The organism is Acidovorax sp. CCYZU-2555, assembly GCF_018413525.1.
In the GTDB taxonomy this organism is placed as follows: Bacteria; Pseudomonadota; Gammaproteobacteria; order Burkholderiales; family Burkholderiaceae_C; genus Comamonas.
The window spans coordinates 58,457-72,500 of the sequence record NZ_JAHCDD010000021.1; the positions used below are offsets into that span (position 1 = coordinate 58,457).

Annotated in this window: 10 protein-coding genes and 2 rRNA genes (1 of these 12 only partly in view); 4 read left to right on the forward strand and 8 right to left on the reverse strand. The window is 62.7% G+C overall.

The genetic code is table 11. The features are described 5' to 3' along the window. Positions 1–42: 42 nt before the first annotated feature. The 3 genes from KHY18_RS09860 to KHY18_RS09870 all read right to left on the reverse strand — a co-directional run bounded on the left by KHY18_RS09860 (position 43) and on the right by KHY18_RS09870 (position 3,201). A complete protein-coding gene (locus tag KHY18_RS09860; RefSeq protein WP_213298707.1) occupies positions 43–1,533 on the reverse strand; it encodes a tripartite tricarboxylate transporter permease in 1,491 nt (496 codons plus the stop codon). Next, positions 1,533–2,096 (reverse strand): tripartite tricarboxylate transporter TctB family protein, encoded by a 564-nt coding sequence (locus KHY18_RS09865; protein WP_213298710.1) that lies wholly within the window; start codon positions 2,094–2,096, stop codon positions 1,533–1,535. Before KHY18_RS09865 ends, KHY18_RS09860 begins: the two co-directional genes overlap by 1 nt. Before the next feature lie 145 nt (positions 2,097–2,241). Continuing rightward, entirely contained in the window at positions 2,242–3,201 is a 960-nt protein-coding gene (locus KHY18_RS09870; RefSeq protein ID WP_213298713.1) for a Bug family tripartite tricarboxylate transporter substrate binding protein, read from the reverse strand. A 157-nt stretch (positions 3,202–3,358) separates the two neighbouring features. Between KHY18_RS09870 and KHY18_RS09875 the strand changes: the two genes are divergently transcribed. Genes KHY18_RS09875 through KHY18_RS09885 form a run of 3 tightly spaced genes read left to right on the forward strand, consistent with a single transcriptional unit; the run spans position 3,359 to position 5,979 of the window. Next, complete coding sequence (locus KHY18_RS09875) at positions 3,359–4,039, forward strand: response regulator transcription factor (RefSeq protein ID WP_213298716.1); 681 nt, start codon at positions 3,359–3,361, stop codon at positions 4,037–4,039. Between the two features lie 5 nt (positions 4,040–4,044). Further along, complete coding sequence (locus KHY18_RS09880; protein WP_213298719.1) at positions 4,045–5,538, forward strand: sensor histidine kinase; 1,494 nt, start codon at positions 4,045–4,047, stop codon at positions 5,536–5,538. A gap of 18 nt (positions 5,539–5,556) precedes the next feature. Further along, the gene (locus KHY18_RS09885) at positions 5,557–5,979 is read left to right on the forward strand and encodes an RNA-binding S4 domain-containing protein (RefSeq protein WP_213298722.1); all 423 of its coding nucleotides are present in this window, start codon (positions 5,557–5,559) and stop codon (positions 5,977–5,979) included. Positions 5,980–6,039: 60 nt separating this feature from the next. Here the strand turns inward: KHY18_RS09885 and KHY18_RS09890 are convergent, their stop codons facing one another. Continuing rightward, positions 6,040–7,401, reverse strand: coding sequence for a uracil-xanthine permease family protein (locus KHY18_RS09890; RefSeq protein ID WP_213298725.1), 1,362 nt, complete (start codon positions 7,399–7,401; stop codon positions 6,040–6,042). A 35-nt stretch (positions 7,402–7,436) separates the two neighbouring features. Next, positions 7,437–8,822, reverse strand: coding sequence for a guanine deaminase (gene guaD, locus KHY18_RS09895; RefSeq protein WP_213298728.1), 1,386 nt, complete (start codon positions 8,820–8,822; stop codon positions 7,437–7,439). 381 nt (positions 8,823–9,203) lie between these two features. Between guaD and KHY18_RS09900 the strand changes: the two genes are divergently transcribed. Continuing rightward, positions 9,204–9,983 (forward strand): DNA/RNA non-specific endonuclease, encoded by a 780-nt coding sequence (locus KHY18_RS09900; protein WP_213298731.1) that lies wholly within the window; start codon positions 9,204–9,206, stop codon positions 9,981–9,983. 113 nt (positions 9,984–10,096) lie between these two features. Here KHY18_RS09900 and KHY18_RS09905 read toward each other — a convergent pair whose 3' ends face one another. The 3 genes from KHY18_RS09905 to KHY18_RS09915 all read right to left on the reverse strand — a co-directional run. Further along, positions 10,097–10,843, reverse strand: coding sequence for a 16S rRNA pseudouridine(516) synthase (locus KHY18_RS09905; protein ID WP_213298734.1), 747 nt, complete (start codon positions 10,841–10,843; stop codon positions 10,097–10,099). 132 nt (positions 10,844–10,975) lie between these two features. Further along, positions 10,976–11,088: ribosomal RNA gene (gene rrf, locus KHY18_RS09910) — 5S ribosomal RNA — on the reverse strand. 126 nt (positions 11,089–11,214) lie between these two features. After that, a 23S ribosomal RNA gene (locus KHY18_RS09915) occupies positions 11,215–14,044 on the reverse strand (it continues 47 nt past the right edge of the window).

Sequence of the window (14,044 nt, forward strand, 5' to 3'; positions counted from 1 at the left end):
CGAGAGACTCGCGGGCTAAAAGGCAAACACAGGAAGAAACGATCAGGTTCTGGCGCGGCGCTGCAGCAGGCGCGGCACGATCAGCACCGCCAGCACGATGATGATGAGCGTCAGCGACATAGGGCGTTGCAGGAAAATCATCCAGCTGCCTTCGCCTATCGACACCGCATTGCGCATCTGCGCTTCGGCCAGGGGGCCCAGAATCATGCCGACCACCACGGGCGCCGTGGGGAAGTCGAAGCGCCGCATCAACACGCCCAGCAGGCCGATGCCGTAGAGCAGGAACAGATCGAACGCGCTTTGGCGCATGCCGTAGGCACCGACGGTGGCGAAAATCAGAATGCCCGCATACAGCTGCGGCTTGGGAATCTTCAGCAGCTTGACCCACAGGCCCACCATGGGCAGGTTGAGCACCAGCAGCATCAGATTGCCGATGTACAGCGAAGCGATCAGCGCCCAGACCAGCGTGGCCGACGTGGTGAACAGCTGCGGACCGGGGTTGATGCCGTAGTTCTGGAACGCGCCCAGCAACACGGCCGTGGTGTTCGACGTGGGAATGCCCAGCGTCAGCAGCGGAATCAGCGCGGCCGTCACGGTCGCATTGTTCGCCGCCTCGGGGCCGGCCACGCCTTCGATCGCACCCTGGCGGCCGAACTCGTCCTTGTTGGCACCCTTGGCCAGCTTCTTTTCCGCCGCATAGCTCAGGAACGTAGGAATCTCGGTGCCGCCCGCGGGAATACAGCCGAAAGGCGTGCCGATCACGGTGCCGCGCAGCCAGGCGGGCACCGAACGTTTCCAGTCCAGGCGCGTCATGTGCACCCGGCCCATGTGGTTCTGCGTATCCTTGGTACGGCCTTCATACAGCGCCGCATAGAGCACTTCGGCCACGGCGAACAGACCCACGGCCACCAGCACGATGTCGATGCCGTCGAGCAGTTCCATCTTGCCGCCGGTGTAGCGTGCCGCACCCGAAATCTGGTCCATGCCTATGCAGCCCGCGGCCAGACCGATGAACAGCGCGGTCATGCCGCGCACGCGGCTTTGACCCAGCACGGCGCTCACCGTGGTGAACGCCAGCACCATCAACATGAAGTATTCCGGCGGGCCAAGGCGCACCGCGAATTCGGCGACGGTAGGCGCGAACAAGGTGACCACCACGGTCGCAATCGTTCCCGCAACAAACGAGCCAATGGCCGCCGTGGCCAGCGCCGCGCCTGCGCGCCCGCTCTTGGCCATCTTGTTGCCTTCCATGGCCGTGACCATGCTCGCCGTCTCCCCGGGGGTGTTCAGCAAGATGGACGTGGTCGAGCCGCCGTACATGGCGCCGTAATAGATACCGGCGAAGAAGATCATCGAGGCCGTGACTTCGACCTTGGCGGTGATGGGCAGCAGCATGGCGACGGCCACAGCCGGGCCGATGCCGGGCAGCACGCCCACGGCCGTTCCCAGCGCACAGCCCACGAGGGCCCACAGCAGATTGCCTGGCGTAATGGCTGTCGCAAAGCCCGCCATCAAGGCATCAAGAATTTCCATTACAGCCACCCCGTCCCGGTCAGACCCGGCAAATTGATCGCCAAAAACTGCGTGAAGATCCAGAAGACCGGCGCCGAAATGCACAGTCCCGTGAACAGATCGACAGCCCAGGTGCGCGGCTCACGCGCCCCAACCTGGCCCGCAGCGCGGCGCAGTCCCTGCACCGCCAGCACGTAGCACAGCGTGCAGCTCAGAATGAAACCCAGCGTGGTGATCAGCGCTGCATTGAGCAGCAGCCCGGCCGAAACCCAGACCGCCGCGCTCCAGTCAGCCTTGGCACTGCCCGTGGGCTCGCCCATCGCGCGGTAGCCGCCGGTGCGCGCTTCCCACACCAGCCAGCCGCCGCACAGCGCCAGCACCAGCGCACAGACCCAGGGCAGGAAGTTGGGGCCCACGCCGCCATAGCCCGCATCGCCGGGAATGCCCAGTGCGCCAAACGCCAGGCCGGCCGCGACCAGCAGCACGCCAGCACCGACCACGGTCTGCAGTTGCACACCGGGAATCGCGCTCTCATGCGAGGAAATAGAAATATCGGAAGAATCGTGGGGGCTGGGATCGGTCATCTGCGTACCTGCACCAAACACGCGCCGCGCACAAACCCCCTGGCCTCAGACCACGGACTTCGCAACTCGGCACGATGGAAAAAACCGGCGCGCTGCGCCGGCACTGGCCTGGCCCGGGCATGCCCCGGCCACCAGGCTTGCGGCCTTACACCATGCCGGACTTGACCATGGTCGCGCGCAGGCTCGCGAACTCGTTGTCGACGAAGTTGGCGAACGCATCGCCGGCCAGCCAGGCCGATGTCCAGTCGTTCTTCTTCATCGCTTCGGCCCACGACTTGCTCTTGACAGCCTTGTCGAGCGAAGCGATCAGCGCATCGCGCTGCTCGCGGCTGATGCCGGGAGCGCCGTAGACACCGCGCCAGTTGCCGATTTCCACGTCGATGCCCTGCTCCTTGAGCGTGGGCACATTGGAGCCCGCGAGGCGCTGGGCCGATGTCACCGCGATGGGCTTCATCTTGCCGGTGGCGATGTATTCGGCGAACTCGCTGAAGCCGCTGCCGCCCACGGTGACGTTGCCGCCCAGGATGGCCGAGATGGCTTCACCGCCGCCACGGAAGGCAACGTAGTTGATCTTGGCGGGGTCCACGCCCACGGCGCGCGCAATCATCGCCGCAGCGATGTGCTCGGTCGATCCACGCGAACCGCCGCCCCACTTGATGCTGCCCGGGTCCTTCTTGAGCTGGGCCACGACATCGGCCATGGTCTTGTAAGGCGAGTTGGTGGGCAGCACGAACACGTTGTATTCGCTGGTCAGGCGCGCCAGCGGCGTGGCCTGGGTCAGGTTCACGGGTGGCTTGCCCGTGATGATGCCGCCCAACATCACCGCGCCCATCACCATCATCGCGTTCGGATCGCCCTTGCTGCCATTGACGAACTGCGCCAGGCCGATCGCGCCGGCGGCGCCGCCCTTGTTGTCATAAGTGACCGAGGAGGCCACGCCCGCGTCCTGCAAGGCCTTGCCCAGCGCCCGGCCCGTGCTGTCCCAGCCGCCGCCCGGGTTGGCCGGCAGCATCATCTTGATGGCTTGCGAAGCCTGGGCGCTCAGGGGCAGCGCACCGCCAACGGCCAGGGCGGCCAGGGAGTGAAGGAAGGTGTCTCGGCGCATGGTTGTCTCCTTAGGTTTTATCGAAGTCGTGCCGCGCAATCATGCGACAGGCACCTGTCAAAAGGCTGTACGCAGTCCTAGGTGTAATCCCCTAAACCTGCGCAGCCCAATGCCCCGCAAAGGTGGCGGCCGCCGCCAGGTGATAATCTGCGGCCCCATGCGCCTGTTGCTTGTTGAAGATGATCCCGCGATGCGTGAAACGCTGCAGCGCACGCTTGCGCGCCGCGGCATGCAGGTGCGCACCGCGGCCGACGGCCCGAGCGCACTGAACGAATGGCTCACCGGCCTGCCCGACGCCGTCGTGCTCGACCTGAGCCTGCCCGGCCTCGACGGCCTGCAGGTGCTCGACGCCGCGCGCCAGCAGGGCCTGCGCACGCCGGTGCTGATACTCACGGCGCGCGACACCGTCGGTGACCGCGTGCTGGGCCTGAACGCCGGCGCCGACGACTATCTCACCAAACCTTTCGACCTCGACGAACTCGAAGCCCGGCTGCGCGCGCTGCTGCGCCGCAGCACCGGCCTGGCCAGCCCGCCGGCCCAGGAAGAATCGGTGCTGGGCGCGCTGCGCTACGAGAAGCAAAGCGGCGCGCTGTACGCCTGGGGAGAGCCGCTTGATCTGACGCCGCGCGAGCGCGCGCTGATCCAGGCGCTGATCGCCCGGCCCGGCCATGCGGTGGCCAAGGAGCGGCTGTTCGCGCTGGTGTTTCCCGGGGAGACCGAAGTGCAATACGAAGCTGTCGAAGTCGTCGTCTACCGCCTGCGCAAGAAACTCGCGGGCACGGGCGTGACGCTGATGACGCTGCGCGGCCTGGGCTATCTGCTCAAGGCCGAAGACTGAAAACCATGGCCAGCGCGCGTGCGCCGCTTCGCCCCGCGTGGTCGCTGCGCCGGCAACTGCTGGTCGGCATTCTGCTGCCGGTGCTGCTGCTCATAGGCTTCAACACCTGGAGCCTGCACCAGCAGACGCTGACCGCGCTCAACACCGCCTATGACCGCACGCTGCTGGCCTCGGCCAAGAGCATCAGCGAACAGCTGGGCGTGTTCGGCTACGACGACGAGGCCGAGTTGCGCGCGCTCGTGCCCTACTCCGCGCTGGAGATTTTCGAGGCCGACAACCAGAGCCGCATGTTCTACCGCGTCTCGACGATCAACGGCGAAATGGTCTCGGGCTTTGCCGAGCTGCCGATGTGGCGCGGCCAGATTCCGCAGCGCCCGCCCTACGCGGCGCTGGTCGATTTCTACGACGCCCAGTTCCGCGGCGTGCCCGTGCGCATGGCCGTGCTGCTGCAGCCCGTGGCCAGCGCCGAAGGCCGCGGCATGGCCGTGATCCAGGTCGCCGAGACGCTGGAGCTGCGCGAAGCCCAGGCCTGGCCCATTCTCTGGCGCACGCTGGCCAGCCAGGCGCTGCTGGTGGCCGTGATCGCTCTCATCGTCGTGCTGGTGGTGCAGCGCGCCACCCAGCCGGTGCGCGCACTCAGCGCGGCCTTGCAGGCGCGCACGCAAGGCGACCTGAGCCCCTTGCATGCGCCCACGGCCGCGCGCGAACTGCAGCCGCTGGTGCAGGCGACCAACCAGGTCATGCAGCGCCTGCGCCTGCTGCTGGCCCACCAGAAGCGCTTTGTGCGCGACGCCTCCCATCAGCTGCGCACGCCGCTGGCCGTGCTCAAGATCCAGGTGCAGTCGGCGCAGCGCGGCGATGTGCCCGCGGCCCAGGCGTTTGCCGAAATCGGCGCCACGGTGGAGCGCGCGACCCAGCTCGCCAACCAGATGCTGTCGCTGGCCAAGGTCGAGCAGTTGCGCCAGCAGGACACGCCCGCACCGCCCCGCGCCTGGGACGATATCGTGCGCGAGATCGCACTCGATCTGTCGCCCCTGATGGCCGAAAAAAACCTCGACTTCGAGCTGCAGGCCCCGCAGCCCGTCGATGTCGATGCCCATGCCTGGATGCTGCGCGAACTCACGCGCAATCTGCTGCACAACGCCGTGCATTACTCGCCCGCATCGGGCTGGCTGCGCGTGCAGCTGACGCTGCAGCCCGCGCCCAACGGCCACTGCGCAGCCCGGCTGTGCATCAGCGACAGCGGACCGGGCATCAGCGATGAGCTGGCCCAGCGCCTGTTCCAGCCGTTTTCGGCGGGCGACCTGCAGGCCGGCTCCGGCCTGGGCCTGGCCATCTGCCATGAAATCGTGCAGGCGCTGGGCGGGCAGTTGCAGCTGCGCAACCGCAGCGCAACGCCGGGCGGCATTCCTGCCGGCCTCGACGCCGTGGTCACGCTGCGTCGCAGCGACACCCTCTCCCACGATACGCGCATGGGGACTAGCGCACCACGCCCCTGAACAGGCACAATTTCACCCATGAGCGAACTGCAAACCATGCGTCTGGACAAGTGGCTTTGGTGCGCGCGTTTCTACAAGACGCGCAGCCTGGCCGTGGAAGAAATCGGCAAGGGCCGGGTCACGGTCAACGGCCAGAACGCCAAGGCTTCGCGCGACTTGCGCCCGGGCGACACCCTGGTGTTGCGCCAGGGGCCCATTGTCCGCACGGTGGTCGTGCGCGGGCTGATGCCAGGGCGCGGCCCGGCCACCGTGGCCCAGGGCCTCTATGAAGAAACCCCCGACAGCCTGGCCGAACGCGAGCGCCTGGCCGAACAGCGCCGGCTCGCGCCCGAGCCCGCCGACACCCTCACCGACGGCCGCCCCACCAAACGCGACCGCCGCGACATAGACCGCGCGCGCGGCGGCGAATGGAACAATCGCTGGAGCGCGTCCATCGACTGAGGCGCGTCCTGCGTCCCTAGCCCGCCTGGCCGGCCGCGTCTAAAAACGAAAGGCCCGCCTTCAAGCCTGCTGGCTGTCCTTCGCACCCGCCACCTTGGGCAAGATCAAATTCATCACCATCGCCGCCATGGCCCCCACGGTCACGGCCGAGCCCAGCAGATACTGCAGCATGTCGGGCAGCGACTGCAGCCAGGGCTTGGGTGCGAGCGTCGCGAAAAACGCGCAGATCATCGGAATGCCCACCACCAGCATCGCGCGCTCATCGAGGTGCACATGGCGCAGGATGCGAATTCCGGCCATCGAGATCGTGATGCAGACTACGGCAAACACCCCGCCTATCACGGGCGCGGGAATCGCCGCGATCAAGGCCGAGAACTTGCCGACGAAACCCAGCACCGCCAGCACCACGCCAATCGCGACGAACACCATGCGGCTGGCGACGCCGGTGATCGAAATCACGCCCGCATTGGTCGAGTAGCCCGTGACCGGCGTGGCACCGATCAGCGCGGCCACGCCGCAGCCAATGCCTTCGCCTATCGCACCGCGGTCCAGCTGCTTGTCGGTGATGGGCTGGTTGATCACCGCCGACACCGCGAACCAGGTGCCCGTGGTCTCGGCCATCACCACCATGTAGATCAGCACGAACGTCAGAATCGCCGGCAGCGAGAACTGCAGCTCGTAATCGACAAACGCCATCTTGGGCAGCATCAGCCAGGGCGCGGCAGACACCGCATCGAACGAGAACTGCCCGACGAACGAGGCCGCAATCGTGCCGCCCACCAGCGCGATCACCACCGACAGCAGCCGCACCCAGGTGCCCGCACGGTTGTTGAAACGCAGGCCTATCATCATCGCCACCACCAGCAGCGCAGCCGACAGCGCGGCCAGCGCGATGTTCAGATTGATGGTCGAATTGCCATGCACGGCGAACACATTCGCCGTCAGCGCAATCGGCAGCAGCGACAGCCCCACGACCAGAATGATGGAGCCGCCGACGATGGGCGGCACCAGCCAGCGAATCAGCCGGTGGAACCAGCCCAGCGCGCCCAGCGCTATCACCAGCAGCGCGCCGGGAATCAGCGCGCCATACACCGCACCCATGCCGCTCAGGCCCGCGCCCCCCGCCAGGGCCACGGCAATGATCGCACCCAGCGGAATGTATGACGGGCCTTGCGCCACGGGCATGCGCATGCACCACGCGGTCTGGATGATGGTCGCGATGCCGGCTGCGAGAAACGTCGACTGGATCAGCGAAGCGGAATCGGCCTGCGACAGCGCCAGGGCCGACGCAATGATGAACGGCACCACATACACATCCATGGCCATCACATGCTGCACGCCGAGCAGCAAGGCCTTGAGAACGGTGACGCGGTCATCGGGCTGGGCGATCAGGCGCCCTTCATAAGCAGTAGGTTCGGTCATTGGGTGCTGCAGTCAGCAAGGAAAGTGAAAGGGGTTCAAACCGCGCCGCGGCGATGCACCAAGGCACCTTGCACCCAGGTCTGGGCCACATTGGCGCGCGTGGCGTTGTAGATGATCTTCTGCAGCACATCGGCAGGGCTGTCGCTGCCGGGCCAGAGGCAGATGTTGGAGTCGGGCGCAGCGCAGTCGACGACGATGGCATCGAACAGCTGACCGGCCTCGATCCGGCCTATGGGCAAATCGAGCGCCGCGCCGCCCGCAGCCGTCGCCAGCCACAGCGCGAACACATGGTCTATGCGCGCGTTGTGGCGCCCGCGCTGCGCAGCCGGCAGATCCGGGTCAACGCCTTCATCGAGCGCATACGACGCCGTGATCGCATGCCGGCAGGCATCGAACATCGAGGGGCTGTAGCCGCCTGAAATATCGCTGCCCAGGCCCATTCCCATGCGCTGCGCATGTCCCGCGCGCGCGGGAAACACGCTGTTCGCAAAGTAGAAGTTCGACAGCGGGCAGTGGGCCACCGACGCGCCCACATCGGCCATCAGCGCCACGTCGGCAGGTGTGAGGAAGTTGGCATGCGCGACCACCGTGCGGCGTGTCAGCAGGCCGAAGCGGTGCAGCGCATGGGCGTCGGTCATTCCTGTGCGCTCCAGCACATGCTGGTGGGCCCAGTCGCTTTCCGAACAATGGGTCTGCACATGCACGCCCGTGCGCTGCGCGAGCGCGCCCAGGCCTTCAAGCAACGCGTCGGTGCAGCTGGGAATGAAGCGCGGCGTGATCACCGGCAGCACCAGGCCGTTCGCATTGCCCGGCATGCGCGCCAGGGTCTCGATGAAAGCTTCGGTGCCGTCGATCGCCGCCTGCGCACTCGCATCGCGGTAGAACGACGGGCATTGGCTGGGCTCATCCATGGCCACGCGCCCCACCAGACCCCGCTGGCCCTGGTTCAGGCACTGTTCGGCCAGCACGCGGTTGCCGCTGTCATGCAGCGTGCCGAAGTACATCGCCGTGGTCGTGCCGTTGGCCAGCAACTGCCGCACCAAAGGCCGATAGACGCTTTCGGCAAACGCTGCGTCGCCATAGCGCGCTTCGAGCGGAAACGTGTTCTGCTGCAGCCAGTCTTCGAGCGGTACATCGAGCGCCTTGCCCATCTGCGGCCATTGCGGCGCATGCACATGCACGTCGATCAGGCCCGGCAGCAGATAACTGCCCGCCGGCAGTTCACGCAGTTGGCCCGCGGCCGCATGGTGTTCGCGCTGCGTGGCCCAGCGCGGATCATCGCGGGCGATCACCGCCTCGATCCGCCCTGCGGCGGACACCACCACGAGCACATCGGACTGCACGCGCAGCGCGTCGGCGCGCGGTGTGTCGAAGGCCGTGCATTGCATGGCCCAGGAAGAAGGGGAAACAGTGGAATTCATCGCAGCGCACGGAGCCAACGGCAACGCCCGCGGGCCGCAAGGCCGGCGCCCACGCCACCCGAAACTCCGAATTCATAAAACATTCGGATCGCGAAACAGGCACAGGCCTTTCGCGGCGAGGCGCACCCTGGCGCCCGAGAGGCTCGCATTCTACGGTTGCCAGCCCTGCGCCGCCGAGGCGGGGTCATAGGCGCACACAAGCCAACACAAATCTCCGGCCAAACTCACTTTTGCGCTCACTTTTTTGATGCATCCTCAAGCTCCGCCGGCCGCTTCGATGCAGCCTGGCTTCGCGCCGTTCGACATACTGTCGCACGGCTTTCTTGCATCTTCTGGATAGCGGCCTCCGGCCCGATGAACGCAGTGAATTTTGGTCATTCCATGGCGCGCCTTGCCTGGCGCGTCACAGTTGCAGCAGCCTTTGCTGCAACGGCGGCAACCGTCTCCGCCAAGCCCTTCCCCTCCCTCACCCCGCTGCCCGCCAAGGCCTTCGCCGATTGCCCGGCGTTCTTCGTCGAAGGACATGTGCCGGCCCCGGCGGCGGCACCCCATGTCGGCAAGTTGCGCGCGCTGTGCTACGAAGCCTTCGCCGTGCTGCACAACGGCGAAAGCAAGACGCCGGTCTATGTGGTGCAGCGCCTGAATCGCGCGGCCATCGACGACGCCGACGAGAAACGCACCAACAAGTTCTTCGCCGACGCCCGCCTGCCGCGCGCCGAGCGCGCGGAACTCAATGATTACAAGCGCTCGGGCTACTCGCGCGGCCATATGGCCCCCGCGGGCGACATGCCCACGGCCCAGGCCATGGCGCAGAGCTTTTCGCTGGCCAACATGGTGCCCCAGTCCATCAAGCAAAATGGCGGCCCCTGGGCGCGCATAGAGAAAGACACGCGCAGCTACGCCCAACGCGCCCAGGGTGACGTCTACGTTTTCACGGGTCCGGTGTTCAAAGCCGACAGCGACACCATAGGCGACGGCCAGGTGCGCGTTCCCAGCCACCTCTACAAGCTGGTCTACGACGCCACGACCCACAGGTCCTGGGCCCACTGGCAGGCCAACGACGACGCCGAACGCGTCTCCAAGCCCATCAGCTACGAGGAACTGGTAAAGCGCACCGGAATACAGTTCCTGCCCCAGCCCATCAGGACCTCATCGCGCTGAGCGCAATCACCGCTCGCCCTGAGCCCGTCGCAGGGCGGGTATCCAAAGAGCAGCTATCTGCCGCTCTTTGTTCCAATGCCTGAAAGCTTGTCGAAAGGCCGACAAGCGCAAGCTCAGCCCTTGAGCTTCTCCATATCCTCTGCCGTCAACCAACGCCACTGACCGGGTGCCAGTTCCGCAGGAAGGTCCAGGCTGCCCATGCGTGCACGGTGCAGGCCTTCGACGCGGTTGCCCACGGCGGCCAGCATGCGCTTGACCTGGTGGTACTTGCCTTCGGTCAGCGTCAGATCCAGCACATGGCTGTCGACCAACACGCAGGCCGCGGCCTTGACCGGCTTGGGGTCGTCATCGAGCACCACCCCCGCAAGCAGCTGATCCACCATTTCCTGCGTCACCGGATGCTTGGCGGTCACGCGGTAGACCTTGGGCACATGTTTCTTGGGCGAGCTCATACGGTGGATGAACTGGCCGTCATCGCTGAGCAGCAGCATGCCCGTCGTATCCTGGTCCAGCCGGCCCACGGCCTGCAGGCCCTGGATCGCGCTCTTGCACGGGCGCTGGCGCAGCGGTGGCGGCAGCAGCGTGTAGATGCTGGGATAGGTCGACGGCTTTTGCGAGCATTCGGTGCCCGCCGGCTTGTGCAGCACGATATAGCCCTTGGCGTGGTATTCCCAGTCGACTCCCTGGACGCGAAAACGCAGGCCTTCGGGATCGAAGTCGGCGGTCGAGTCGGTGCACTTTTCGGGCGCGGCCGACGCGTCATCACGGGAATAGATTTCCACCCAGCCCTGTTGCACCAGGCCGGCACATACACGACGGGTTCCAAACCCTTGCGAATAAAGAATGTCTTGCAGTTGCATGGAGAAATACACCAATAAATGAACAGTATCCCCAACGAGCGGAAACAGCGACCAACTCAGAGGATGTTTTATTTTCCAGAAAAAACAAAACCCCCAGGCCTTTGGGGCGCTGGGGGTTTGCTTGCTGTAAGAGCCTGACAATGACCTACTTTCACACGGGAACCCGCACTATCATCGGCGCAAAGTCGTTTCACTGTCCTGTTCGAGATGGGAAGGAGTGGTGCCAACTTGCTATGGTCATCAGGCATAACTTTTTGCTTCGGCGCTCAGTTTGTCGAGCGCTTCGGCGAATTCATAGAGACTGAAATCAGATTATATTTGATTGCGACTTGGCATAACTAGTCTTTGGTCCGCATTGGGATCAAAGTTATAGGGTCAAGCCTCACGAGCAATTAGTATTGGTTAGCTTAACGCATTGCTGCGCTTCCACACCCAACCTATCAACGTCCTGGTCTCGAACGACTCTTCAGGGGGCTCAAGGCCCCGGCAGATCTCATCTTGAAACGAGTTTCCCGCTTAGATGCTTTCAGCGGTTATCTCTTCCACACTTAGCTACTCGGCAATGCCACTGGCGTGACAACCGATACACCAGAGGTGTGTCCACTCCGGTCCTCTCGTACTAGGAGCAGGCTTCCTCAAATCTGCAGCGCCCACGGAAGATAGGGACCAAACTGTCTCACGACGTTTTAAACCCAGCTCACGTACCTCTTTAAATGGCGAACAGCCATACCCTTGGGACCGACTACAGCCCCAGGATGAGATGAGCCGACATCGAGGTGCCAAACACCGCCGTCGATATGAACTCTTGGGCGGTATCAGCCTGTTATCCCCAGAGTACCTTTTATCCGTTGAGCGATGGCCCTTCCATACAGAACCACCGGATCACTATGTCCTGCTTTCGCATCTGCTCGACTTGTCAGTCTCGCAGTTAAGCACGCTTATGCCATTGCACTATCGTCACGATGTCCGACCGTAACTAGCGTACCTTCGAACTCCTCCGTTACGCTTTGGGAGGAGACCGCCCCAGTCAAACTGCCTACCATGCACTGTCCCCGATCCAGATAATGGACCAAGGTTAGAACCTCAAACACACCAGGGTGGTATTTCAACGTTGGCTCCATGAGAACTAGCGTCCTCACTTCAAAGCCTCCCACCTATCCTACACAGATCTGTTCAAAGTCCAATACAAAGCTACAGTAAAGGTTCATGGGGTCTTTCCGTCTTTCCGCGGGGAGATTGCATCATCACAAACATTTCAACTTCGCTGAGTCTCTGGAGGAGACAGTGTGGCCATCGTTACGCCATTCGTGCAGGTCGGAACTTACCCGACAAGGAATTTCGCTACCTTAGGACCGTTATAGTTACGGCCGCCGTTTACTGGGACTTCAATCAAGAGCTTGCACCCCATCATTTAATCTTCCAGCACCGGGCAGGCGTCACACCCTATACGTCCACTTTCGTGTTTGCAGAGTGCTGTGTTTTTATTAAACAGTCGCAGCCACCGATTTTTTGCAACCGCTTTGGGCTCCCCTTGTACAGGATCACCTACTTGCGGCATACCTTCTCCCGAAGTTACGGTATCAATTTGCCGAGTTCCTTCTCCAGAGTTCTCTCAAGCGCCTTAGAATACTCATCTCGCGCACCAGTGTCGGTTTGCGGTACGGTCGTGTGTAGCTGAAGCTTAGTGGCTTTTCCTGGAAGCTGGGTATCACTCACTTCGTCTGCAAGCAGACTCGTTATCACCCCTCATCTAAGCCCGGCGGATTTGCCTACCGGGCACGACTACAGGCTTGAACCAACATATCCAACAGTTGGCTGAGCTAACCTTCTCCGTCCCCACATCGCACTACACATCGGTACAGGAATATTGACCTGTTTCCCATCAGCTACGCATCTCTGCCTCGCCTTAGGGGCCGACTCACTCTACGCCGATGAACGTTGCGTAGAAAACCTTGCGCTTACGGCGAGGGGGCTTTTCACCCCCTTTAACGCTACTCATGTCAGCATTCGCACTTCTGATACCTCCAGCATCCGTCACCAGACACCTTCACAGGCTTACAGAACGCTCTCCTACCACGTGCAATAAATTGCACATCCGCAGCTTCGGTAACTGGCTTAGCCCCGTTACATCTTCCGCGCAGGACGACTCGATCAGTGAGCTATTACGCTTTCTTTAAATGATGGCTGCTTCTAAGCCAACATCCTGACTGTTTTAGCCTTCCCACTTCGTTTCCCACTTAGCCAATTTTAGGGACCTTAGCTGGCGGTCTGGGTTGTTTCCCTCTTGAGTCCGGACGTTAGCACCCGGTGCTCTGTCTCCCAAGCTGTACTCTGCGGTATTCGGAGTTTGCATAGGTTTGGTAAGTCGCCATGACCCCCTAGCCTAAACAGTGCTCTACCCCCGCAGGTAATACTTGAGGCACTACCTAAATAGTTTTCGGAGAGAACCAGCTATTTCCAAGTTTGTTTAGCCTTTCACCCCTATCCACAGCTCATCCGCTAATTTTGCAACATTAGTCGGTTCGGACCTCCAGTACCTGTTACGGCACCTTCATCCTGGCCATGGATAGATCACTTGGTTTCGGGTCTACACCCAGCGACTGATTCGCCCTATTCGGACTCGATTTCTCTACGGCTTCCCTATTCGGTTAACCTTGCCACTGAATGTAAGTCGCTGACCCATTATACAAAAGGTACGCAGTCACCCTTGCGGGCTCCTACTTTTTGTAAGCATACGGTTTCAGGATCTATTTCACTCCCCTCCCGGGGTTCTTTTCGCCTTTCCCTCACGGTACTGGTTCACTATCGGTCGATTACGAGTATTTAGCCTTGGAGGATGGTCCCCCCATATTCAGACAAGGTTTCTCGTGCCCCGCCCTACTTTTCTCTAGCTTAGTACCACTCGTCTGTTTTCGCATACGGGACTATCACCCACTATGGTTGGCCTTTCCATGCCACTTTGCTAACAGTCGAGATATCACTAGAAGGCTGTTCCGATTTCGCTCGCCACTACTTTCGGAATCTCGGTTGATGTCTTTTCCTCGAGCTACTTAGATGTTTCAGTTCACTCGGTTCGCTTCGCATGACTATGTATTCATCATGCGATACCCTTGCGGGTGGGTTTCCCCATTCAGAAATCTCCGGATCAAAGCTTATTTGCCAGCTCCCCGAAGCTTATCGCAGGCTATCACGTCTTTCGTC

What these genes read in the sequence shown, in the direction of transcription:
- KHY18_RS09905 (WP_213298734.1), bottom strand. Translation starts at nt 10,843, where the DNA reads ATGCAACTGCAAGACATTCTTTATTCGCAAGGGTTTGGAACCCGTCGT.
- KHY18_RS09900 (WP_213298731.1), top strand. Translation starts at nt 9,204, where the DNA reads ATGGCGCGCCTTGCCTGGCGCGTCACAGTTGCAGCAGCCTTTGCTGCA.
- KHY18_RS09875 (WP_213298716.1), top strand. Translation starts at nt 3,359, where the DNA reads ATGCGCCTGTTGCTTGTTGAAGATGATCCCGCGATGCGTGAAACGCTG.
- KHY18_RS09865 (WP_213298710.1), bottom strand. Translation starts at nt 2,096, where the DNA reads ATGACCGATCCCAGCCCCCACGATTCTTCCGATATTTCTATTTCCTCG.
- KHY18_RS09885 (WP_213298722.1), top strand. Translation starts at nt 5,557, where the DNA reads ATGAGCGAACTGCAAACCATGCGTCTGGACAAGTGGCTTTGGTGCGCG.
- guaD (WP_213298728.1), bottom strand. Translation starts at nt 8,822, where the DNA reads ATGAATTCCACTGTTTCCCCTTCTTCCTGGGCCATGCAATGCACGGCC.
- KHY18_RS09890 (WP_213298725.1), bottom strand. Translation starts at nt 7,401, where the DNA reads ATGACCGAACCTACTGCTTATGAAGGGCGCCTGATCGCCCAGCCCGAT.
- KHY18_RS09880 (WP_213298719.1), top strand. Translation starts at nt 4,045, where the DNA reads ATGGCCAGCGCGCGTGCGCCGCTTCGCCCCGCGTGGTCGCTGCGCCGG.
- KHY18_RS09860 (WP_213298707.1), bottom strand. Translation starts at nt 1,533, where the DNA reads ATGGAAATTCTTGATGCCTTGATGGCGGGCTTTGCGACAGCCATTACG.
- KHY18_RS09870 (WP_213298713.1), bottom strand. Translation starts at nt 3,201, where the DNA reads ATGCGCCGAGACACCTTCCTTCACTCCCTGGCCGCCCTGGCCGTTGGC.